Annotated in this window: 17 protein-coding genes; 9 read left to right on the top strand and 8 right to left on the bottom strand. The window is 68.6% G+C overall.

The window, feature by feature from the left end; translation table 11 throughout:
* Positions 1 to 85: 85 nt before the first annotated feature.
* Positions 86 to 835, top strand: a complete 750-nt coding sequence (locus D7V88_RS08175; RefSeq protein ID WP_120540045.1) for a TetR/AcrR family transcriptional regulator C-terminal domain-containing protein — start codon at positions 86 to 88, stop codon at positions 833 to 835.
* A 36-nt stretch (positions 836 to 871) separates the two neighbouring features.
* Here the strand turns inward: D7V88_RS08175 and D7V88_RS08180 are convergent, their stop codons facing one another.
* Positions 872 to 1,774, bottom strand: a complete 903-nt coding sequence (locus tag D7V88_RS08180; RefSeq protein ID WP_120540046.1) for an SDR family oxidoreductase — start codon at positions 1,772 to 1,774, stop codon at positions 872 to 874.
* A 75-nt stretch (positions 1,775 to 1,849) separates the two neighbouring features.
* Between D7V88_RS08180 and D7V88_RS08185 the strand changes: the two genes are divergently transcribed.
* The 5 genes from D7V88_RS08185 to D7V88_RS08205 all read left to right on the top strand — a co-directional run bounded on the left by D7V88_RS08185 (position 1,850) and on the right by D7V88_RS08205 (position 9,752).
* Positions 1,850 to 2,692 carry a helix-turn-helix transcriptional regulator gene (locus tag D7V88_RS08185; RefSeq protein WP_120540047.1) on the top strand — a complete coding sequence of 281 codons (843 nt, stop codon included), beginning with the start codon at positions 1,850 to 1,852 and terminating at the stop codon, positions 2,690 to 2,692.
* Between the two features lie 45 nt (positions 2,693 to 2,737).
* Positions 2,738 to 3,268 carry a hypothetical protein gene (locus D7V88_RS08190; RefSeq protein WP_244238049.1) on the top strand — a complete coding sequence of 177 codons (531 nt, stop codon included), beginning with the start codon at positions 2,738 to 2,740 and terminating at the stop codon, positions 3,266 to 3,268.
* A gap of 87 nt (positions 3,269 to 3,355) precedes the next feature.
* Complete coding sequence (locus tag D7V88_RS08195) at positions 3,356 to 4,927, top strand: serine hydrolase domain-containing protein (RefSeq protein ID WP_120540048.1); 1,572 nt, start codon at positions 3,356 to 3,358, stop codon at positions 4,925 to 4,927.
* A 223-nt stretch (positions 4,928 to 5,150) separates the two neighbouring features.
* Positions 5,151 to 7,523, top strand: coding sequence for an ATP-binding cassette domain-containing protein (locus tag D7V88_RS08200; RefSeq protein ID WP_120540049.1), 2,373 nt, complete (start codon positions 5,151 to 5,153; stop codon positions 7,521 to 7,523).
* Positions 7,524 to 8,153: 630 nt separating this feature from the next.
* Positions 8,154 to 9,752 (top strand): M10 family metallopeptidase domain-containing protein, encoded by a 1,599-nt coding sequence (locus D7V88_RS08205; protein ID WP_244238050.1) that lies wholly within the window; start codon positions 8,154 to 8,156, stop codon positions 9,750 to 9,752.
* A gap of 8 nt (positions 9,753 to 9,760) precedes the next feature.
* On the opposite strand, the gene D7V88_RS08210 is transcribed toward D7V88_RS08205, so the two are convergent.
* Positions 9,761 to 10,855: an SGNH/GDSL hydrolase family protein gene (locus D7V88_RS08210; RefSeq protein WP_244238051.1), complete on the bottom strand. Its 1,095-nt coding sequence runs from the start codon at positions 10,853 to 10,855 to the stop codon at positions 9,761 to 9,763.
* Between the two features lie 246 nt (positions 10,856 to 11,101).
* Between D7V88_RS08210 and D7V88_RS08215 the strand changes: the two genes are divergently transcribed.
* Both D7V88_RS08215 and D7V88_RS08225 read left to right on the top strand, forming a co-directional pair.
* A complete protein-coding gene (locus D7V88_RS08215) occupies positions 11,102 to 11,794 on the top strand; it encodes a RibD family protein (RefSeq protein WP_120540051.1) in 693 nt (230 codons plus the stop codon).
* A 518-nt stretch (positions 11,795 to 12,312) separates the two neighbouring features.
* Entirely contained in the window at positions 12,313 to 12,822 is a 510-nt protein-coding gene (locus D7V88_RS08225) for a hypothetical protein (RefSeq protein WP_147448657.1), read from the top strand.
* Between the two features lie 35 nt (positions 12,823 to 12,857).
* On the opposite strand, the gene D7V88_RS08230 is transcribed toward D7V88_RS08225, so the two are convergent.
* Together D7V88_RS08230 and D7V88_RS08235 are read right to left on the bottom strand one after the other, a co-directional pair.
* Positions 12,858 to 15,143: a putative glycosyltransferase family protein gene (locus tag D7V88_RS08230; protein WP_120540054.1), complete on the bottom strand. Its 2,286-nt coding sequence runs from the start codon at positions 15,141 to 15,143 to the stop codon at positions 12,858 to 12,860.
* A 7-nt stretch (positions 15,144 to 15,150) separates the two neighbouring features.
* Positions 15,151 to 15,555: a hypothetical protein gene (locus D7V88_RS08235; RefSeq protein WP_120540055.1), complete on the bottom strand. Its 405-nt coding sequence runs from the start codon at positions 15,553 to 15,555 to the stop codon at positions 15,151 to 15,153.
* A 328-nt stretch (positions 15,556 to 15,883) separates the two neighbouring features.
* Between D7V88_RS08235 and D7V88_RS08240 the strand changes: the two genes are divergently transcribed.
* On the top strand, positions 15,884 to 16,288 hold the full coding sequence (locus D7V88_RS08240; RefSeq protein WP_147448658.1) for a hypothetical protein: 405 nt from the start codon (positions 15,884 to 15,886) through the stop codon (positions 16,286 to 16,288).
* A gap of 28 nt (positions 16,289 to 16,316) precedes the next feature.
* Here D7V88_RS08240 and D7V88_RS08245 read toward each other — a convergent pair whose 3' ends face one another.
* From D7V88_RS08245 to D7V88_RS42950, 4 genes are all read right to left on the bottom strand, one after another.
* Positions 16,317 to 17,270 carry a hypothetical protein gene (locus D7V88_RS08245; protein ID WP_158625036.1) on the bottom strand — a complete coding sequence of 318 codons (954 nt, stop codon included), beginning with the start codon at positions 17,268 to 17,270 and terminating at the stop codon, positions 16,317 to 16,319.
* A 286-nt stretch (positions 17,271 to 17,556) separates the two neighbouring features.
* A complete protein-coding gene (locus D7V88_RS08250; protein ID WP_167509826.1) occupies positions 17,557 to 18,603 on the bottom strand; it encodes a Gfo/Idh/MocA family protein in 1,047 nt (348 codons plus the stop codon).
* A gap of 74 nt (positions 18,604 to 18,677) precedes the next feature.
* Complete coding sequence (locus D7V88_RS08255) at positions 18,678 to 19,754, bottom strand: lipase family alpha/beta hydrolase (protein ID WP_120540059.1); 1,077 nt, start codon at positions 19,752 to 19,754, stop codon at positions 18,678 to 18,680.
* 143 nt (positions 19,755 to 19,897) lie between these two features.
* Positions 19,898 to 20,668, bottom strand: coding sequence for a DUF998 domain-containing protein (locus D7V88_RS42950; RefSeq protein ID WP_158625037.1), 771 nt, complete (start codon positions 20,666 to 20,668; stop codon positions 19,898 to 19,900).
* Positions 20,669 to 20,676: the final 8 nt, after the last annotated feature.

The raw sequence follows: 20,676 nt of genomic DNA on the forward strand, positions 1-20,676 counted from the left end.
CGAAGGCCTCCCAGGTTTGTCTACGCTGTAGGGTTGGACGTAATTCTACGCTGTAGGTATTGTCAAGTTCATGAAGCGACCCGACATGTCCGACCCTGCCCCCCGTGCGGGCCTCGCGCCGACGGGGGCCACGCCCCGGCGTGGACGGCCCAGGGGCGGTTCGGGGCTCACGCGGGAGAAGGTCCTCCAGACGGCCCTGACCCTGGTGGACCGCGACGGCACCGAGGCGCTGAGCATGCGGAAGCTCGCGACCGTGCTCGGTGTGGACGCGATGAGCCTCTACCACCACGTCGCCAACAAGGACGCGGTCCTCGACGGTGTCGCGGAGTTGTTCCTGGCAGCCATTGAACCGCCCGGACCAACCGGTGACTGGCGCGAGGATGTCCGCGCGCTCGCCGCGGCATTCCGTCACGCGGCGGTCCAGCACCCCCGGGCCGCCCCGCTGGTGCTCACGCGTCAGCTCAAATCCAACCAGGGGCTGGCGGGCACGGAATCAGCCCTCGCCATTCTGCACGCGGCGGGTTTTCCTCCGGAGGAGGCCGTGCATGCCCTGCGTTCGGTCCTCGCCTTCCTGGTCGGGACGCTCCTGCGCGAGGTGTCCTCCGGTCCGACCTTCAGCGGCCAGAACCTCGGAGGACTGGCGGGGCGCCGCGCCGACCTCAAGGACTCGGGGTTTCCCCACGTGGCCTGGGCCGCGCCCCACCTGGCCGCCTGCCATCACCTGACGGAGTTCAACTTCGGGTTGGAGCTGCTGGTGGCGGCGCTTGAGCAGCGATTGAGTCCCCGCCGCGCTCCCTCCCCACGCGCAGGCCCCCGGACGCGCAAGGCTCGGTAGCCCTGTTCGCTCACGAGGGCCTTGGGGTTCGCGGAGCTATGCGGTCCGCGTGAAGTACCCGTTGTCGCGCATGTCGGTCCGGAGGTCCGGCTCCTGCGGGCTCCATCCCAGCGTGTCGCGGGTGATGGTGCTGGAGGTGGGATTGTCGATGGCGACGAAGCCCGCCAGCCAGTCGAAATGCGTGCGCGCCTCATCCTCGGCGATGCCTCGGACGGGGACGCCGAGCCCCGCGCCGATGGCTTCGGCGAGAGCGCGCAGCGGAATGCCTTCCTCCGCGACGCCGTGCAGGCGCGTTCCGGGAGCTGCGCGCTCGAGTGCCAGGCAGAAGAGGCGTGCGACATCCAGCCGGTGCACCGCGGGCCAGCGGTTCGCCCCCTCGCCGATGAAGGCGGAGACGCCCGTGCGGCGTGCGATGTCGATGAGCGCGGGCACGAAGGCATGGTCGCCCGCGCCGTGGACGGAAGGCGGCAGCCGCACGACGCTTGCGCGCACCCCACGGCGGGCGGCTTCCATCACCGTCGCCTCCGTGGCTGCCCGAGGGCCCGCCGCGCTCCCGGCAGAGGGAGCGTCTGCTTCCGTGCCGAGGCGACCGGGCACGAGCATCGCGGTTCCCGAGGTGGAGATGAAGGGTTTGCCCGAACCCTCCAACGCGCCGGCCAGCGCCTCCACCGCCCGCCGGTCCGTCTCGGCGGCGGCCGCGTACTGGGAGAAGTCGTGGATGAAGGCCGTATGGATGACGCCGTCGCAGGAACGCGCGCCCGCGACAAGGCTCGCGGTGTCCGTCAGCTCGCCGCGGTGCGCCTGGATGCCCGCCCGCGCCAGGGTGTCGGCGGAGGCGTCGCTGCGCGCCAGTCCGAGCACTTCGTGCCCGGCGGTCCTCAACTCACGCACAATCGCTGTCCCGATGAATCCTGTCGCGCCCGTCACAAAAACACGCATGCTGACCTCCTCGTTGTTCGCAGGCGGTTTATGTTCCGGAGTCCAGGGTTGGAAAAGCCGAGGAGTTATACGGGTATGACCACTAACAGCCTGCCGGGCCCGGCCCTGACCCTGGGTGGCTTCCTTCGCGACCGCCGCGAGCGCTTGTCGCCGGCACCGGGTGCCCCGAGCCGGCGCCGGACGCCGGGGCTCCGGCGGGAAGAGGTGGCCACGCGGGCGGGCGTAAGCGTCACCTGGTACACGTGGCTGGAGCAGGGGAGAGGCGGCCCGCCCTCCGACGAGGTGCTGGAGCGGTTGGTCCTCGCGCTGGAACTGGATGCCGCCAGCCGCGAGGTCCTGTACCTGCTGGCCCAACAGCGACCGCCGCCACCGATTCCGACTCCACCGCCTCCGGTCCCTGCCTCCCTGCAGCGCGTGCTGGACGCCATGCCGACCAGCCCCGCCTATGTGCAGACGCCCGCGTGGGATGTCGTGGCCTGGAACGCGGCGGCGACGGCCGTGCTGAGCGACTATGCCGCGCTACCGCCCGGCGAGCGCAACGTGCTCAGGCGCCTTTTCGGCTCGGCTTCCGTCCGCACTTCGCTGCCTGATTGGGAAACACACGCGCGCTTCGCCGTGGCCGTGTTCCGCCTCGACGTCGCGCGCGCGGGCGAAAGCGCCGAAGCCGTCGCGCTCGCGGCCGAACTCCAGGAGACCAGTGCCGACTTCCGCAGGCTGTGGGCCGAGAACGAGATGCGCAGCCATGGGGTGGGGCTGAAGCGCATTCATCACCCCATCGCTGGCCCGCTCACGCTCGAGTACTCGGCCTTCTCCGTCGACAACGGAAAGGGATTGAGCATGGTTGTCTTCACGCCGGCTTCTCCGGCCGACGTTCGCGCGATCGATCTGCTCCTCTCGCTCAGGGCGCGGACCTCATGACGGCGGATGCTTGATGCCAGGGGTCATGGAGGAGGCGTCCCTGCGATGAAAGAGCGCGACATCCCTGAGGCAGAACCAGCGCTGCGCGCGAGGCTCGAGGAGTTCGGGGCCAAGAACTGGTCGGAGCTGGCCGGGGTGCGGCTGGCGTGGGCCCACGGCAGGACGTGGTTGGCGCTCGGTGCCTGGTTCGTGCTCTCGCCCTGTTCCATGGAGGAGCTGAGCGAAGCGCTGCGAGGCTCGCAAGCGGACCTGGATTCGGAGGAGGGCCTCGAGGAAGTCATGGCACTGGTTCATCATGCGACCGGGGCCCGGGTGATTCGCACGGCGGATGACCTGGACGACCTCACGGAGGACAAGCCGGGGCCGGAAGTGATTCGCAGCGGCACCATCGGGGCGCGCGGGCTGGCGCTCTGGGAGGCACCGCGACGGGATTCCCAGGGGATGGTGTTCTTCGCCAACCTGTGGCGGGTCGACGGCGCGGACTTCGTGCGCCTGCAGGTGGATTTCGCCACGCGGTCGCTCTCGGTCGAGGTGATCGACAGCGGATGGTTCGAGGTCGCGGCATTCCTGGGCTGAGTCGCCGCGGGAAAAAAGTTCGGACCGGCAATCGACGGTGCATGGATGCGTACACCGCATGTCCCACCCCCTTCCTTCGGTGAACCCATGCGTCGTCCCCTGTCCCGCTTCGCCCTCGTGGCCGTCCTGTTCGGCTCGGGAGGTGCTGCCCTCGCGGCGGAAGGGGCGAAGAAGCCCGCCACGCAATGGCTGGCCAGCCCCGCCCAGGCGGCCCGCGCGGCGCGAGTGGAGGCGGGATTGGCGCCGGTCGTCATCGAAGGCGAGAAACCCCAGAGCCTGACGCTTCCGCAGTGGATGGCGCTGTACCGGATCCCCGGGCTGAGCATCGCCGTCTTCGACAAGCACGCCGTCGTCTGGGCCAGGACCTATGGCGTGAAGGAGGCCGGCGGCTCGGAGCCCGTCACCCTGGAGACGCTGTTCCAGGCGGGCTCCATCAGCAAGCCGGTGACAGCCCTGGCGGCGCTGCACTTCGTCGAGGCGGGCAAGTGGTCGCTCGACGAGAACATCAACGACAGGCTGCGCTCGTGGAAGCTCCCCGAGAACGACTTCACGAAGGAGCAGAAGGTCACCCTGCGCCGGCTGCTCAGCCACAGCGCGGGGACGACCGTGCATGGCTTCCCCGGGTACGCCGTGGACGCCCCCATGCCCACGCTGGTGCAGGTGCTGGAGGGCGCGGCGCCCGCGAATACCGCTCCGGTGCGCGTCGACCTCGTTCCCGGCACGAAGACGCGCTACAGCGGCGGCGGTACGTCCATTGTCCAGTTGATGATGGTGGATCAGCTCCAGAAGCCGTTCCCCCAGCTCATGAGCGAGGCGGTGCTGAAGCCGCTCGGCATGACCCGGAGTTCCTACGAGCAGCCCCTGCCTCCAGAGCTTGCCGCCAGGACGGCCTCCGGGACGTACTCCAGCGGGAAGAGCGTCGCGGGCCGCTGGCACGTGTACCCGGAGATGGCCGCGGCCGGACTGTGGACCACGCCGTCCGACCTCGCGCGGGTCGCCCTGGAGGTGTCCAATGCGAAGGCGGGGAAGTCCAAGCGCGTGCTGTCCCAGGCGATGACGAAGCAGATGCTGACGCAGCAGTCGGAGTCGTTCGGGCTGGGCTTCCAGGTGGAACCCGGCACCGGCGGCTTCCGTCACGGAGGCTCGGACGAGGGCTTCCAGGCCGCGTTCATGGCCTTCAGTGACACGGGCTCCGGAGTGGTCGTCATGGCCAACTCCGACAACGGCTTCCTGCTCTTCGACCGCCTCATCGCCAGCGTGGCGTCCGAGTATGCCTGGACCGCGTTCAAGGCCGAGCCCGTGCCGCCGTCCGCCCAGGTGGATGTGCTCATGCGGCTCAAGGGCATCGACACCGCGCTCGCCTGGTACACGGCGCAGCATCGCGAGAACATGAAGGGCCTGGAGTCGGGGCACCTGAACCAGCTCGGCTACCGGTTGCTGTCGGACGGCAAGGGCGCGGACGCGGTGCGGGTGTTCGAAACGAACGTGAAGCTCTTCCCGACGGACGCGAATGCCTACGACAGCCTGGGCGAGGCTCAGCTCCAACTGGGCCGGAAGCAAGAGGCCATCGCGAGCTACAAGAAGTCGCTCGCGCTGGACGCGGGCAATGCCAATGCCGTGAAGGTCCTGGAGAAGCTCGGCGCGCCCACCGGGAAGTGAGCGCGGGGGCACCCGTCGGCCGCCTTCCAGGGGCCTTCGGGGGGCCGGTTTGTTGTTCTTGTTCGTCCGAGCGCGGCGTACCCTGACCTCATGGACCGCGAGTTCGAGAGCCATCTCGATGTGGAGTCAATATGATCCGCATCCGCCAGGCCTGAACGCGCCTCCGTCAGTTCCGTTCGAACCTCACAAGACACCCACCCGCCCACCGTTGGTGCCCTCCGCCATGACGCAGCGCAAGCCCTCCTCCAGCCAGAATCCCGCGGACAGCCATGACCTGATCCGCGTCCGGGGTGCCCGGGAAAACAACCTGAAGGATGTGAGCATCGAGCTGCCCAAACGGCGGCTGACGGTGTTCACCGGCGTTTCGGGTTCGGGCAAGTCGTCGCTGGTGTTCGGCACCATCGCGGCGGAGTCGCAGCGGATGATCAACGAGACCTACAGCACGTTCGTGCAGGGGTTCATGCCGACGCTGGGGCGGCCCGAGGTCGACGTCCTGGAAGGGCTGACGACCGCGATCATCGTCGACCAGGAGCGGATGGGCGCCAACTCCCGCTCGACGGTGGGCACGGCGACCGACGCCAACGCGATGCTGCGGGTGCTGTTCAGCCGCCTCGGCAAGCCGCACGTCGGCTCGTCCAACGCCTTCTCGTTCAACGTCCCGTCGGTCCGCGGGGTCGGGCAGCTCTCCGTCGAGAAGGGCGGAGGCAAGACCGAGAAGCGCGAGTTCACGGTCAACGGTGGCATGTGCGCGCGCTGCGAGGGCATGGGCTCGGTGAACGATATCGACCTGTCCCAGTTGTATGACGACACGAAGTCGCTCTCCGAGGGCGCGCTCACCATCCCGGGCTATACCGTCGACGGCTGGCAGGTGCGCATCTTCGCGGCCTCGGGCTTCCTCGACCCGGACAAGCCGATCCGGAAGTACACCAAGAAGGAGCTCCACGATTTCCTCTACCGGGAGCCGACCAAGGTGAAGTTCGAGAGCATGAACCTCACCTACGAGGGGCTGGTTCCGCGGATCCAGAAGTCGTTCCTGACCAAGGACGTGGAGGCGATGCAGCCTCACATCCGTGCGTTCGTGGAGCGGGCGGTGACATTCACCACCTGTCCCGAGTGCGGCGGCACCCGGCTCAACGAGGCCGCCCGGTCCTCCAGGATCAAGAAGGTCAACATCGCCGAAGCCTGTTCGATGCAGATCAACGAGCTGGCCGAGTGGGTGCGCGGTCTGAAGGAGCCGTCCGTCGCGCCGCTGCTGGCGACGCTGCTGCGGACGCTCGACTCGTTCGTGGAGATTGGACTGGGCTATCTCAGCCTTGACCGGCCGTCGGGGACGCTGTCGGGCGGCGAATCACAGCGCATCCAGATGATCCGACACCTCGGTTCGTCGCTCACCGACGTGACCTATGTGTTCGACGAGCCGACCATCGGGCTGCACCCGCACGACATCCAGCGGATGAACGGCTTGCTGCTGCGGCTGCGCGACAAGGGCAACACCGTGCTGGTCGTCGAGCACAAGCCGGAGGCCATCGAAATCGCCGACCACGTCGTCGACCTTGGCCCCGGAGCAGGCACCGCCGGTGGCGAGGTGGTGTTCGAGGGCACCGTCGCCGGGCTGCGGGCCAGCGGCACGCTCACCGGGCGGCATCTGGACGACCGGGCCGCCTTGAAGCCGTCGGTGCGAAAGCCGTCGGGAGTGTTGAAGGTGCGCGGCGCCAGCGCCCACAACCTGCAGAAGGTCGATGTCGACATCCCGCTCGGCGTGCTGGTGGTGGTGACCGGCGTGGCCGGGTCGGGAAAGAGCTCGCTGATCCACGGCTCGGTGTCGGGCAAGGATGGAGTGGTGTCGGTGGACCAGGCCCCGATCCGTGGCTCGCGGCGGAGCAACCCGGCGACGTACACCGACCTGCTGGAGCCGATCCGCAAGGCTTTCGCGAAGGCCAACGGCGTGAAGCCCGCCCTGTTCAGCGCCAACTCGGAGGGCGCCTGCCCGGTCTGCAACGGCGCCGGGGTCATCTACACCGACCTGGCGATGATGGCGGGGGTCGCCACGGTCTGCGAGGAATGCGGGGGCCGACGGTTCCAGGCGGCGGTGCTGGAGTACCGGCTCGGCGGGCTCAACATCGCCGAAGTGCTCGACCTGCCCGTGAAGGACGCGGTCGCCTTCTTCGGCGCCGGCAAGGCGCACACGCCGGCCGCGCACGCCATCCTGACGCGCATGAGCGACGTCGGGCTGGGCTACCTGCGGCTCGGCCAGCCGCTGACCACGCTGTCGGGTGGCGAGCGGCAGCGGCTGAAGCTCGCGACGCACATGGGCGCTGACGGCGGCGTCTACGTGCTCGACGAGCCAACCACCGGACTGCATCTGGCCGACGTCGAGCAGATGCTCGGGCTGCTGGACCGGCTGGTCGACTCCGGTAAGTCGGTCATCGTGATCGAGCACCATCAGGCGGTGATGGCGCACGCCGACTGGATCATCGACCTGGGGCCGGGGGCGGGCCACGACGGCGGGCGGATCGTGTTCGAAGGCACCCCGGCCAACCTTGTCGCGGCGAAGGCAACGCTGACCGGCAAGCACCTCGCGGCCTACGTCCGTTGAGGCAGTCCCGCCAGGGCCTTGAGTGAGCCGCGCCGCTCCCCGCTCCCCGCTCTTGCCGACAGACATGACCCGGAACGCTCCTGCCCCCCTGAGGGGGTAGGACCTTGGCGGTTCAGTGGAAGAGGACGCATGCGGCGGGGGGCGTCGCGGAAGAAGAAGGTGCCGCCGCCGACGGCGTGGTCGCCCATCTTCCGCTCCTCGGGGCGTTCGAAGCGTCCATGGAGACTCCGCGCACCCCTGGCAATTCCTGTCACGATGGCATGGACAACCTGTTGGGATGTCCTGCGAGTCTTGACCAGGGAGGATGGGCTTGGACTCACCCGCGAGGGCATGTGAACAATTCCTGCGAGCCGGCTGATGCGCCGCGCAATCCGGATTCTCATGCGCCAAGACCGGCGGGTGATGCGTCAAGAAAAACATATCTCACTGATTGTCACTATTACGTGAAATTCGCGTAAGAGTCTTTGGAGCAGGAAGGGCGCTGGCCGCGCAACCCGCGGGCAAGACAGCCCTGATTGCACAGCCGAGAGGCTGGAACCTCCACTGAATCGCAACAGATGCTCCACTGCACGGTATTGCAGTGTCATGCGGCCACGGGCTGCGAAAGAGAAACGTATGCGGAAGCTGTCCATGACGACCGTCATGCTGTGCGGAGCATTGGTGTCAGGGTGCCAGGGAGAGGATTGGGAGTCCCCGTCCCACGAACAGCCCGGCGGCAATGGCACGGAGGCGTCTGTCGCGTCCACCCGGCAGGCGATCGTCTCCCAGGAGCTCGCGGCGTCGCTCGCGTGTGCCGAGACGTATGCCACCGCGGGGACCTGCGATTGGGCGCACTGGAGCGAGCTGGTGGAGACGTGCCTGACGTACGCGCACCCGGAGCTCGAGGACGGCGTCTTCATTGATGCGGTGCAGTCAGGTCAGTGTACCGCGGCCAACTGGTCCGTGCTGCGCGAGCAGCTCCTCGCCCCGCGCCCGCCGTCCGTCTTCGTGCGCGAAAGCTGCAACGGCGGCTCCCAGGTGATTCAAGAGGCCGCGTCCAACGGCTGCTACACCCTCGCGCCGACCGCGGGCGCCTCCTTCGTCGACGTGCCGGTCGGCAAGACCGTGACGCTCCATGCCGCCGGGGACTGCACCGGCGACTCGGTGACGGTCGAGACCGACACGAACCTCTGTGAGACCTCGTTCGGGAGCGGCGCGAGCGCGAACGACAAGGTGCGTTCGTTCCGGGTTCAGGACGTCGAAGTCCTCCCCTCGGCGCACCGCTACGACTGTGCCAGCGGGGAGTCGACCTGCGTCGAGAACTACAACAACGCCAGCAGACTGGCTGCCATCAACAAGAAGCTCACCGTCAAGATCGTCCGCATGACCCTTGATGGCAAGACGACGCCCGCGTTGACCACCATCAAGAACACCATCGGCAATCTGTCCGACTACTACGCAGTCGCATCTCGCAACCAGTTGAGCCTGGATGTCATCGCTTCGCAGAACGTGGCGGTGACGAGCACCAACTGTGCGACGGCGAAGACCCAGGCCCGCCAGAAAGCCACCAGCTCGAGCGCGTTCCTGACGGTGTATGTGCTGCCTGGCGGGGTGTGCTCCACCTCGAACGCCGGCTCGCGCAGCGTCAACCTCAAGGGCACCCTGTTCCGGGACTACGCCCACGAGGTCGGTCACGTGCTCGGCCTCGCGCACGGCAACGTGCGTGACCCCTCTACCGGCACGGTCAAGTCGTCCGGCGACTCAAGCACGTACATGGGCATCTTCGCGTCGGACAACTACAACCTTCCGCAGCTCCACTGGCTGGGATGGACGAAGAAGGAGGAGATCGTCAAGATCAACTCGGCCATCGCCAGCAATGGCTTCACCGAAATCACCCTCCGTCCGGTGGGCAGCAACGCCGACAGCACCAACCCCCTCCCGATAGGCGCGGTCTGGGAGATTCCTGGCACCGACCAGCGCCTGTTCATCGCCGTGCCGAAGCCGCGTCTGACCGGCACCAACCAGATCGAGGGCGGCACGGTGTTCGCGTACCGCGCTCCCAAGTGCGTGGGTTGCACGGGCATGGCCATGGGCACGATGCAGATGGCGCGGTTCGGCGCCAAGTCCATCAATGAGCACGAAGCGAGCGGCATCTTCATCAAGCCGGTGGGCTACACGAGCAGCTTCGTCCAGGTGGACGGGCAGAGCGTCGAGGTGTTCACCTCCGTCACGCTGCGCGTCAGGCAGTAGGGCCCGGTTCAAGGCAGCACGGCGTCCCGGATGAATCGGGTCAGGGACTCCGCCATCTTCTGGTGCGTGGCGGCGGAAGGATGCCAGTCCTCCGCGACGCCATCGGTGGCGGGGTCCTGTTCGGCCATCACGTGGCGGTGGACGCGCATGTCCCCGGCGCGGCGCCGTTCCTCCACGAGTCCGGTGATCCAGTCCCCGACGTGCACGGACTTCACCCCGCCCTGTGTTTCGAGCTTCTTGAATCCGTCCGTCATGCTGCCGAGCGTGCACACGATGTGCGCGCGGGGATGGAGGGTCCGCAGCCGCTGGAGGAACGCGCGGTAGGCGGCCTTGAAGCCGGCCTCGTCCGGAAGGAAGACGTCGGTGCCACTGCCGGCGAGGATGTCATTGGTGCCGAGGTTGATGACAATCACCCCTGGCGAACCCTCCGTGAACTCACATGCGGCGGGATGTTCCGGCACCGCGAGTTCATAGAGCGCGGGCAGCAGCCCGGAGGTCGTCAGGTCCAGGTTGCGGTAGACACCGTGGCCCGAATAACAGACGAGGACGGGCTCCGCGCCCAGGTCCATGGCGGTGAGCCACGCATAGGTCCGTCTGGGATTCTGGTGCTTCGACGTGAAGGTGGGGGCCCTCCAGGAACGTGACTCCGGGATGAACGCGACGTCGGTGCCGTAGCCACAGGTGATGGAGTCCCCGATGAACTCCATCCGGAGCGCCGGGCGGGCGGGCGGCTCCCGAAGCTCGCCATGGACTTCCAGCGCGACGAGCTTGCTGGGGCCCACGATGGATTCGGTGCGCTTGAGGATCTCCACCGTGTGGAGGCCAACCTCCAGCGCCGGGGCGAGCGGGTAGGTGGCCTCACCGCTTCGCACGGCGAGCCGGGTCGGCGGGGCGCCGTCAATCGAGACGTCGAAGTGGTTGGTGCCCACCTCGCCGCCCGTGCCCGCGTCATCGAGCCGCATGCGCAGGGCGTCCCCCCAGAAGCGCGCGCGCACCGTCACGCCCGGATGGGAGAAGACGACCCCGGTGCTGGAGCGGTACGTCCGGCCGACGTACTGGATCCGCGCGTCCGTCGCGGGAACGGTCACCCAGGTCAGGGACATGGTGGAGGTCTCCTGTCGGGTCGTGTCTTCCGGCCCGCGAGTGGGACCCTTGCAGTCCAGGAGCAGGAGTCCAAGGGCCAGGGCCGGGAGGAGTCGACGCGCGGTGTGCGGGCTCAAGGTTCCTCCAGGCCGGCTTTCGATGCGACCTCTTCCGCAGGGAGCGTAGCGCATCCTGTCCGCCGCCAGTTCCCGGCGCGACATCCGGCCGGAAATCCCCCAGGATGACGAAGGAATGGGAGGCGGAAGATGCGTCGAGTGAAGCGGCCGTATGTGATCTGCCACATGGTCCCGTCCCTGGACGGGAGGATTGTCACCAAGGGCTGGAAGCTGTCCTCCAGCGCGTTGGCGGAGTACGAGCGCACGGCCCGGAAGTTCAAGGCCGACGCCTGGATGATTGGCCGCATCTCCATGGAGCCCTACGCCGGCAAGGCGAAGGTGCCCGTGCGCAAGGTGTCGCGGCCGATTCCGCGGACCGACTTCATCGCTCCGCATGAAGCGGAGTCCTACGCCATCGCGTTGGATCCGTCCGGCAAGCTCACCTGGAAGTCGAACGACATCGATGGCGAGCATGTCATCACCGTCCTCACCGAGCAGGTCTCGGACGACTACCTGGCCTTCCTCCAGGCCCGGGGGGTCTCCTACCTGTTTGGCGGCAAGACGCGGCTCGACCTGGAGCAGGTGCTGGGCAAGTTGCGGAAGGCGTTCCGCATCAAGAAGCTGCTGCTCGAAGGCGGAGGGAAGATCAACGGCTCGTTCCTGACGGCCGGACTCATCGACGAAGTGAGCGTGCTCGTGGCGCCGCTCGTGGATGGTTCCATCGGGACGCCCTCGCTCTTCGATGCGAGCGAGGGGAAGGGCGCGGCACACCCCCTCCGGTTGGTCTCCTTCGAGAAGCGCCGGGGCGACCTGCTGTGGCTGCGCTACAAGCCGAAGCGCTGACGGAACCCGCCGGGCCGCGCCGGGCATCCTCGGCGCCTTCCACCAGGTGGTACCGGTCGCGGTTCCAGCCGGGGCAAGCCAACCCACCGTGCTTCATGACTCCTGGCATCCTGGCCACGAGCGCATGATGCGCCCATTCTCATCAACCGAGGCTCCGGAGTTCCTTTTCCGGAGCCTGGGGATGTGCTGGCCGCGAAGCTACTTGGAATAGCAGATCCTGTTCGAGCAGATGCCGCCCCCCGTCCCACAATCGGCGGTGGTGTCGCAACTCTTGCAGGAGATGGAACACATCCGAGGCAGGGGCGACGCGGGCGCGGGCGATTCCGGCGTGAGGCTGGGGACCATGGCCAGCGCGGAGCCTGCGACAAATCCCACCAGCAGGGCGATGCCGGAAAACGACTTCCTCAAGCGTGTCTGGTTCATTTGGATTCCCGGGTCAGGCGTGGACGGCATTGAGGAGTCTAGTACGGCTTGAACAGATGTGAGAGGGGTCGCGGGTGTGTGGTAGATGGGCGCCCATGAACCTCTCTCGATTGTCGTTCACGGGCCTGGGCGTGGCGTTCCTCGTGGTGGGCTGCGGTGGAAGCCGGAGCAACTCCAAGGTGGACCTGTCTGGAATGGGGCCGTCCATGAACGCGAAGCGCTATGCGAACCTGGAGAAGCTCGCCGCCAAGGATCTCGAATGCACCGAGGAGCTGACGCCGACCTATCTGGGTGAGAACCAGTATCAAATGACTGGCTGCAACGCCGACACGACCTACGAACTGCGCTGCAAGATGGGCCAGTGCGCCTGGGTTCCGGATGTAAAGGGCCGTGCGGAGTTCGACCTGGCGTGTGAGCGGGCGAACCTCACGACGACCCGACTGGACCCCGTCACGGTCGGAGTCTCGGGTTGCGGAAAGCGCGCGGCCTACCGGCTGCTGGGCTCGGTCCACTCCTTCTCCTGGACGTTGAATTCGCCCGTGACCCTGGAGGAGGTGGAGGCGCAGCCGGCTTCGCCTTCCACGGGCGCGGTGCCGCCCCCGTGATGCTTCCCGCGTGAGGCGCGAAGGCTGAAGGGGCCTCAGGGCCTGGGGGGCACGGTGATGGTGCCCAGCTCGAAGCGGTCCTCGGGCACGGGCGTGTCGTCGTTGGTGAAGGCCTTGAGGCGCTCGCCGTCGCCGCCGGCGTACCAGAGGCCCACCAGCACCTTCCACTCACCCGGCTCCCAGTCCTTCGCGGACAGGGCGAACGCATCGCGCAGCAGCGCGCGGCGGGGCGCATCGCGGAAGAAGAAGGTACCTCCCACGACGGCATGGTCGGCGGTCTTCCGCTCCCCGGGGCCGGAGACGTGCACCCAGATTCCGACCGAGCGGGGCACCTTCCCCTTCACCTGCCAGTAGATGACCAGTGGAACGATGCCGCGTGCGTCGGGAGCGGACGGCACCTGGGCCGCCACCAGCTCCACGGGCTGCTCGAAGCGCCCGTGGATGAGCCGCGCGTCCGGAGGCAGCTCCGCCGTCCCGAGCAGCGACCCATCCGCGTTGCGCAGCACGGGCATCGCCTCCGGTTCGCGCCACGCCACCATCATGGCGCCCATCGCCACCAGCGGCAGGGCGGCCACCACCACGGCTCCGGGACCTGGCCACAAAGCGGAGCCCCCTCGCCGTCGCGGAGCCCAGGCCAGCAGCGCGAGGCCCCCCCACGCGAGCACCGACACGGCGCTTCCTCCCAGTCCCGACCGGGGCAGGAATCGCAGCACCACGCGGTGCTGGCCCGCGGGCAGCGTCACGCCGAGCAGCCCGTCGCGCGAGACGACCTCTCCGACCGAGGACTTCCAGCCCGGATGCCAGTTCTGGTTGATGAGCAGCGCGGTGGGCCGCTTCGCGTCCACTTCCACTTCGAGCCGGTTGGGCGTCCACGTCACCCGCCGCGCGGTGCCGGCGCGCGGGTCCTCCAGGTACTCCTCTTGCGGAAGGTCGCCCCGGAGGCGCTCGGACATGGGGACGGGCCACGCCTCGCCGCAGGCGATGGAGCCCCGGTTGAGCGGGAGGAAGGAGCCCTGGGCCCAGCGGTTGCCTCGGGTCTGGGCGAAGGGCTGGTCCACGGCGATGGGCGTGGGCACCAGCGTCACGCGGCTGGCGAGCACTCCGAAGCCGATGACCTGGACGACGATGCCCGCCACCGCCAGGGCGCACGCTGCCCCCGAGGCCCACTTCCACGCGCGCCCGCGCGACGAGCGGATCAACAACGCCGCGAACCCCAGCGCGGTCAGCTCCGCGAGCAGGAGTCCGGCGGGGACGAGGAAGCGCTCGGGATAGCGAAGCGTTCCGAAGACGGGCAGCAACCGGAGCGCGGCGAACAGCGAGGGCTTCGCTGCGTAGCCCGAAGCCAGCCAGAGGCAGAGTCCCGCGAGCACGGCGGGGTACGTGGCCCGGCGGCGGGCCAGCACGGCGCCCAGCACGAAGACGAGGGCTCCGGGCACGAAGAAGAAGTGTCCCACGTCGGCGTTGCTGGGGAACTGGAACAGCTCGCGCCCCACCGTCTCCAGCGAGTGGCCCGGGGTGCCCGCCATGAGGCGGGGGGCCGCGCGCATCGTCTCCACCAGGGGCCACAGACGGAACATGCCCGCGCCCAGGGTGAAGAGGGCCGTGGCTCCGAGTGCCCACACCCCCGCGCGCCACCGGCCGCTTCGCCGCAGGGGCCGGGACGCCAGCGTGCGCACCGCCTCCAGCGCGACGAAGAGCGCGCTCATGGGAACGGGGTACGAACTGCCAAAGCCGAGCTGGAGCGCGAAGCCTCCGGCCACCCACGCCGCGCCATCCAGGTGCCCCTCCGCCGCCCGCCGCGCGCCGAACAGCAGCCACGGCAGCAGCAGGAAGCCCGCGAAGTTGAGCCATCCCAGCGACCACGCGTGCGCGGTGAAGCCCGCGAGTCCGAAGAGGGGCGCGGCGATGAGCGCCCCCGCCGCGGAGCCCGTGCTTCGTCGCGCGAAACGGAAGCAGCCCTCCATGCCGATGATCAGGAAGAGCCACAGCACCACGGCTTCCGCGCGGTGCGAACCCAGCGCGGCGGAGAGCAGCAGCGTGGGGGAGGCGACGCGGGTCTGTGGGCTGCCCAGGGCGTACTGGCCGCCGCACGTCCACGGATTCCACAGGGGCGCCTGCCCATACATCGCCACGGTGCGGGCGCCCGCCTCTTCGTAGGAGTGCAGGAGGTGCGAGTCGCGGAAGTCGTTCGTCTGTCCCACCTGCGACAGCGGCTGCCACGCGGCCACGAGCGCGAGCAGGCCGAAGAGCCCCAGCCGCACGCCCGCCGTGGTGGCGATGCGGTGCAGGACCCGGAGCAGCGTGGAGGGAGTGGGCCTCATGCGTGCGTCAGTCGTAGAACGCGCGCGGCTTGCAAGGCGCCGTCGTGGCCTTGCGCGGGGGCCGGACCGGACCGCTGGAGCGCAGCTCCTCGTCGATGGCGCGGAACACCTCTTCCACGGGCACGTCCCGGCGCTGTGCTTCCCCCGTCACCCAGGAGCGCTCCGACGCGCTGAAGTCATCGTCCTGCGACCAGGCGTCTCCCGGGAAGTTGTGCAGCGATTGCTCGCGCCAGCCGGGCTCCTGGGCGGCGGCGTCGCGGCCCACCTGGATGCGCTCGGCGTCCGACAGGTGCTTGCGAGGCGGCGCCGGGGCGACGGTGGACGCTCGCACCCCCGCGGTGACACCGCACAGCGTGAGGGTCAGCCATCCCGCGATGCTGGCGCGCCGCCAGCGAGCCCGAGTCGCCGTCATGCCTCAGTCCCCGTGCCGTCGCCGCGAGTCCATGAAGGTGCTCCTACTCCACTTCCGGGGCGCGGTTCATCCGCTTTCAAGGCGGGGCGGGGAAGGTGAGCCGCCCAGCCGGGGCGACAACGCCCCTGACCGGGGGCGACATGCGTTCGTGAGGAAGCCCTGCGTCGGTCCCCCTTGCCTGCTGCATTGCGTCGACGGATGCGCCCCCTCCCAGTCGAAAGGCCGGGGAAGAGGCGTCTCGGATTCTCATACTCAGTGTCTTTGACAGACACGAGGCTCCGTAGAATCGTGCCGCCCCCCAACCGGCAATGACATCCGAGGGTCCACCATGGGATTGGCAGAACGCAGGGCGATTGCGCAGTACCAGCAGAACGTGTTTCCGGGCTGGCAGAAGAAGTTCAACGACCTCCTGGGCTATCCCCTGGAGATTGAGGTGGATTGGCCCACGATGGGTGAAGAGGGGTTGGCCCACCTCTTCGAGTGGGGGATGAACGTCATCTACTTCGAGCCGCTGATGCTGGCCCTCCAGGACATCGCGGTGGATGACTTCTCCAAGCAGGCGCTGCGCGACGGTTTCAAGAAGTACTTCGTCAGCGGCGTCGAGCCTGAGAACCGGGTGTTCTTCAGCTTCTCGGACAAGACCCTGTTCTACCGGCTCAAGTTTGGCGGCAACGAGAACGACATTCCGGACAGGAAGGCCCGTCTGGTCCAGCTCCTGGAAAAGAATCTCTGAGCGCCTGCTGAACCAGGCCGGGCGCGCTTCAGTGCCCCAGTTGGCTCATGAGCGCGGCGAGCGTGAAAGGCACGGCGACCAGGCCCACCGCGATCGCCATCGGTGGGAGATAGCTCTCCCACCGTCCATGGAGCGGATCCTGGGCGTCCCGTTCGGCGCCCCCGTCCAGTTCCTCCTCCACGCCTCCTTCCACGACATTCTGGTAGAGGGCCAGCGGCGTCCAGATCATCCCCCAGGGAATGCCCCACCAGCCCACCAGGGCGCTGCAGAGCGTGGCTGGGAGCGCGCGCAGCAGGGCGTGGTGTGAGCACAGACGGTGAAACGTCCCTGTCCACCGTGTCGTGACGACAAGCATGCTCGCGCACCACACCGGCGCCACCACCCGGGCATTGCTGTCACCACACACCTCGCAGCCACCCCAGCGGTTTGGACGCAGAGGCGGCTCCTTCCTCGTGGGTGTCTCGCCTGCGAGCCGTGCCAGCAAGGGACGCCTCCACCGCCACATGGCCGCCGCGACCAGGACCGGCGTCGCGGCGAACACCGCGACCTCCGCGAATCCCAGAGGGAAGAAGGCAAGGCTCGCGAGCACCCCCACCCCCCACAGCCCCTGCGCGACGTGCCACGCCAGGGTGAAACAGGGCAGCAGCAGGTGGCTTGCCAGCAGCAGCCCCGCGTAGAGACCCAGCAGCACGGCGGGGAGCGGATGGTCGTTGAGGTACAGGGCCAAGGCGGCACCGAAGAGCGGGAAGGAGAGGCTCGCGCCGAAGTTGCGAAGCGTGTCCAACCAGGCATCCAGGATCGCGACCGCCGTACCGTAGGGCCGGTGCTGGACCGCGTGACACCAGCGGCAGCGCGGCCACCGGGCGGCGACAGGGCGAGAACAGTCATTGCATCGGAGCATCACGGACACCACCACGCGCGCCAGGCCCTTCGGGGTAGGGCTTTGCCGGTCCTGCGATGGCGGGCAGGGGGAGTTGAGCATCCCCGGTGCGTTCCTTCAACCGGGGGCGCTGGAGCTGGCCGTCATGCCCCACGGCCGTCGCCAGGCACACCCCAGGTCCAGCCCGAGCTCAGCCGCGGAGTCCGAGGATCGTCGGGGTGTACAGATTGATCTGGGCGATGTTGCTCGCATCCCGAGGGAGAGCGGCGAGGATTTGGGTTGCTCTTCGAACAACACCTTCAGGGACTTGCTCCGGCTCCCCCGCATACCCAGACATGGCCAGCCCGTTCCATGATGCCCCGCGATGGATTGAATGCGCGCGTTCAGGTCATCCGGTGCGGCCGGAGAGACCCAACTGCCCGCGCGCCGCGTCGATGGTTTCGAGCAAGGCGATGCTGCTCGCGAGCGGATGCATTGGAGACTCCGTGCGTCCCTCGGCGATGTGCCGTGCGACCGCGGCGGCCTGATAGGCGAGGCCTTCGCTGCCGTGGATGCCGGACGGGTCAATCCAGCGCAGCCGCTGGTCCGACCTCGCGGCCTGCAACGTGAAGCCGCCGGGGGTGAAGAAGCGCGAGTCGATCTGGAGGCGCGCGTGCGTGCCCGCGATGACGGCTTCCTGGGGCGTTTCAGCGAAGAGGGTGGTGTGCAGCAGCGCCTGGGCGCCCGTGTCGTAGGAGAGGACGAGGGCCGCCTGTCCATCCACGCCTGTCTGGGCCAGGGAGCCCGTGGCGTGCACCCGAGGGGGCGGGCCGAGCACGAAGTGCGCGAGCCAGATGGGATAGATGCCGATGTCGAGCAGGGCGCCGCCGCCGAGCGCGGGGTTGAAGACGCGGCCTTCGGGATCGAAGTCGAAGCGGCCACCGAAGTCCGCCATGACGAGCCGGAGGTCTCCGAGCACCCCGTCGCGCAGCAGTCGTTCAATGAGCAGGGTCTGGGGCAGGAAGCGCGACCACAGCGCCTCCATGGCGAACACGCCCGCGGCACGAGCGGCCCGGGCGATGTCGCGGGCCTCCCCAGCGTCGAGCGCCAGGGGCTTCTCCACGAGGACGTGCTTGCCGGCGGCGATGGCGAGCAGGGCCTGGCGCTTGTGCTCGCTGTGGGGAGACGCCACGTAGACGATGTCGACGTGGGGATCGGCGACGAGCTGCTCGTAGGACTCGTGGACGCGCGGGATGCCGTAGGTCGCGGCGAAGTGCCCGGCGCGCTCGGCGGAACGCGAGGCGACCGCGTGGACGCGCTGGTCGGTGTGCTGGTGCAGGGCCCAGACGAAGCCTCCCGCGATCCGTCCGGGCGCGAGCACGCCCCAGCGCAGCGCGGGACCTCCGCGCAAGGGGATGGCTTCGGAAGGGGGGAGGGCGGTCGGGAAGAGGCTCACGGCCCCGAATCTATCCGCGCGGGGCCTCACGGGGTGCGTGGGCGCCGCGCACCGTCTCGCCCTGACTCCGTTGCTCAGCCGCCCTTGGGCATGTTCAAGGCCATGGCCACCAACGAGAGGGTCAGGTCCGCGGGCTGGTAGGGCTTGAACGGGTTCAGCGTCGTCCCGGTCGAATCGAGGTGATCCAGGCCTTGCAGGGTCACGGACTTGGAGCCGGGGATGAACGCGTCCTGCGGGAGCACCAGGCCGTCCGACTTCACGCCGTAGCGCTGCTGCATGTACTCCTGGGCGACGAACAGCGGCGAGGTGGGGTTGGCGGAGGTGGAGGCCATGCTCACGGTGGGGATGCCCGCGGGCATCGGGTGCTCGGCCAGGAACTTCTTGCGCGAGTCGTACGTCAGGTCCTCACCGGCCTGGATGCTGCCGCCAATGGCCTCGATGGCGCCGCCCACCCCGTAGCGCACCAGCGGGTTGTCCAGCAGGTCCTGCGCCATGGGCGAGCCGCCGTACGGCGACTGGATCGTGACCAGGGCGCGCACGTGCTCCTTGAGCTCCGGGTACAGCGCCAGGGCCGCCGCGGAGTCCAGGCCGCCCTTGCTGTGGCCCATCAGCACCACCTGCTTGCCGTTCTTGGCGGCTTCGAGCACCGCCTGACGGACGATGGCCGCGTTGTGCTCCACGCCCATGTCCGTGTCCACGGGCACCCGGCCCACCTGAAGGCCCTGGGCCTCCAGCGCGTCCAGGTTCTTGTCGAAGTAGATCTCCTTGGGAGCCGCCTCCGACAGCAGCCCGCCCACCGCCAGGAACACGCAGTCCTTGGCCTCGGGCGGCAGCACGTTCTCGCCCGCGCGCACCGCCTGGTTGAGCTTCTGGAACTCCGCCGTGGAGTCCTTCGCCGGCGGATACGCCTTCTGGATCCAGCCGATCTTGTCCGCCTCACCCTTGCCCGGCCAGGGGATGGGCAGGCGCAGGCTGTTCACCTGCGCGAGCGAATTGCCGCGCTGCGCATCCACCGGAGTGGCCGAGGCGAAGCTGTCGCTCGTCCTCAGGACGTTGGCGCCCTTCGAGGGCCTGGACAGGGTGGAGGCTTCCGAAGCGACCCGCGTCTGGGGGAGCGACGTGGGGCTGGAAGGGCGCTTGACCTGGACCATGAAGGGACCTCGGGGGGGAGAACCGAGTGAGGCAGAGGGGGGACTTGCCTACATTGTCGGGAGAGGGCGCTGTTTGTTGCGTACCCCATTCCAAGGACGTGAGAGGCCGAGAACCCAGGCACATGTCGCGGCGCGTTGGGCACTCACGGCGCGTGCGTCCCCGGCGGCGCGGAGGCGGTGGGCAGGAAGCCTCCGGCGGGGCGGCGGACGGAAAGGGCGACGGCCACGGTCCACACCGCCAGCGCGAGTTCGAGCACCCGCTGCGCGGCGCCGTCGAATTCGAAGGTGGGCTGGAGCAACCCGAACGCCAGGGCCGCCGGCACGCCGCACCCCAGCGCGACGTTGGACAGGCCGCGGCCGGCGGGGCGGCTCCGCATCGCCACGCCGAGCACGAAGACCCCGGCGATCCCGGCCAGATAGCCGAGCCCGCCGAGAAGCTCGTGCAACACCGCCGCCTTGCTGGGCGCCGCCAGCGAGCATTGGAAGTCGCAGCGGAAGACGCCGCCGAAGAACAGGCCGAGGCCGTTCAGCGCGCTGAGCCCGAAGCCGACGAGCAGCGGCGGCGACTTCGGAAACAGGCCGGCGCACATCAACCAGAAGGCGGCCAGCAGGGCGCCCGAGACCTTGAAGGCGAGACTGACCGCCGGTCCGGTGTTCGCGCCGGTCGCGCCCAGCTCGCTGATGTATTGCCGCAGAGGGTCATAGCCCGGATAGGCCAGTCCGCCCGCGAGGGTCGCGCCAGCCAGGATGATCAGGCTCAGGAGTGCGCAGGCAAAGGCGATGGTTCGCAAGGGTTCGTCTCCCGGGGCCGTGGCTCCGTCATCATCCAGCCGCTCGCCCATCCTGAACAGCGCGACGCGCGCGGCCCCGCGGACGCCAAGGTCGGACTCGACCTGGGAATCAGGGGTCTTCAAATTAATCT

This window comes from Corallococcus terminator (assembly GCF_003611635.1).
Taxonomy (GTDB): domain Bacteria; phylum Myxococcota; class Myxococcia; order Myxococcales; family Myxococcaceae; genus Corallococcus; species Corallococcus terminator.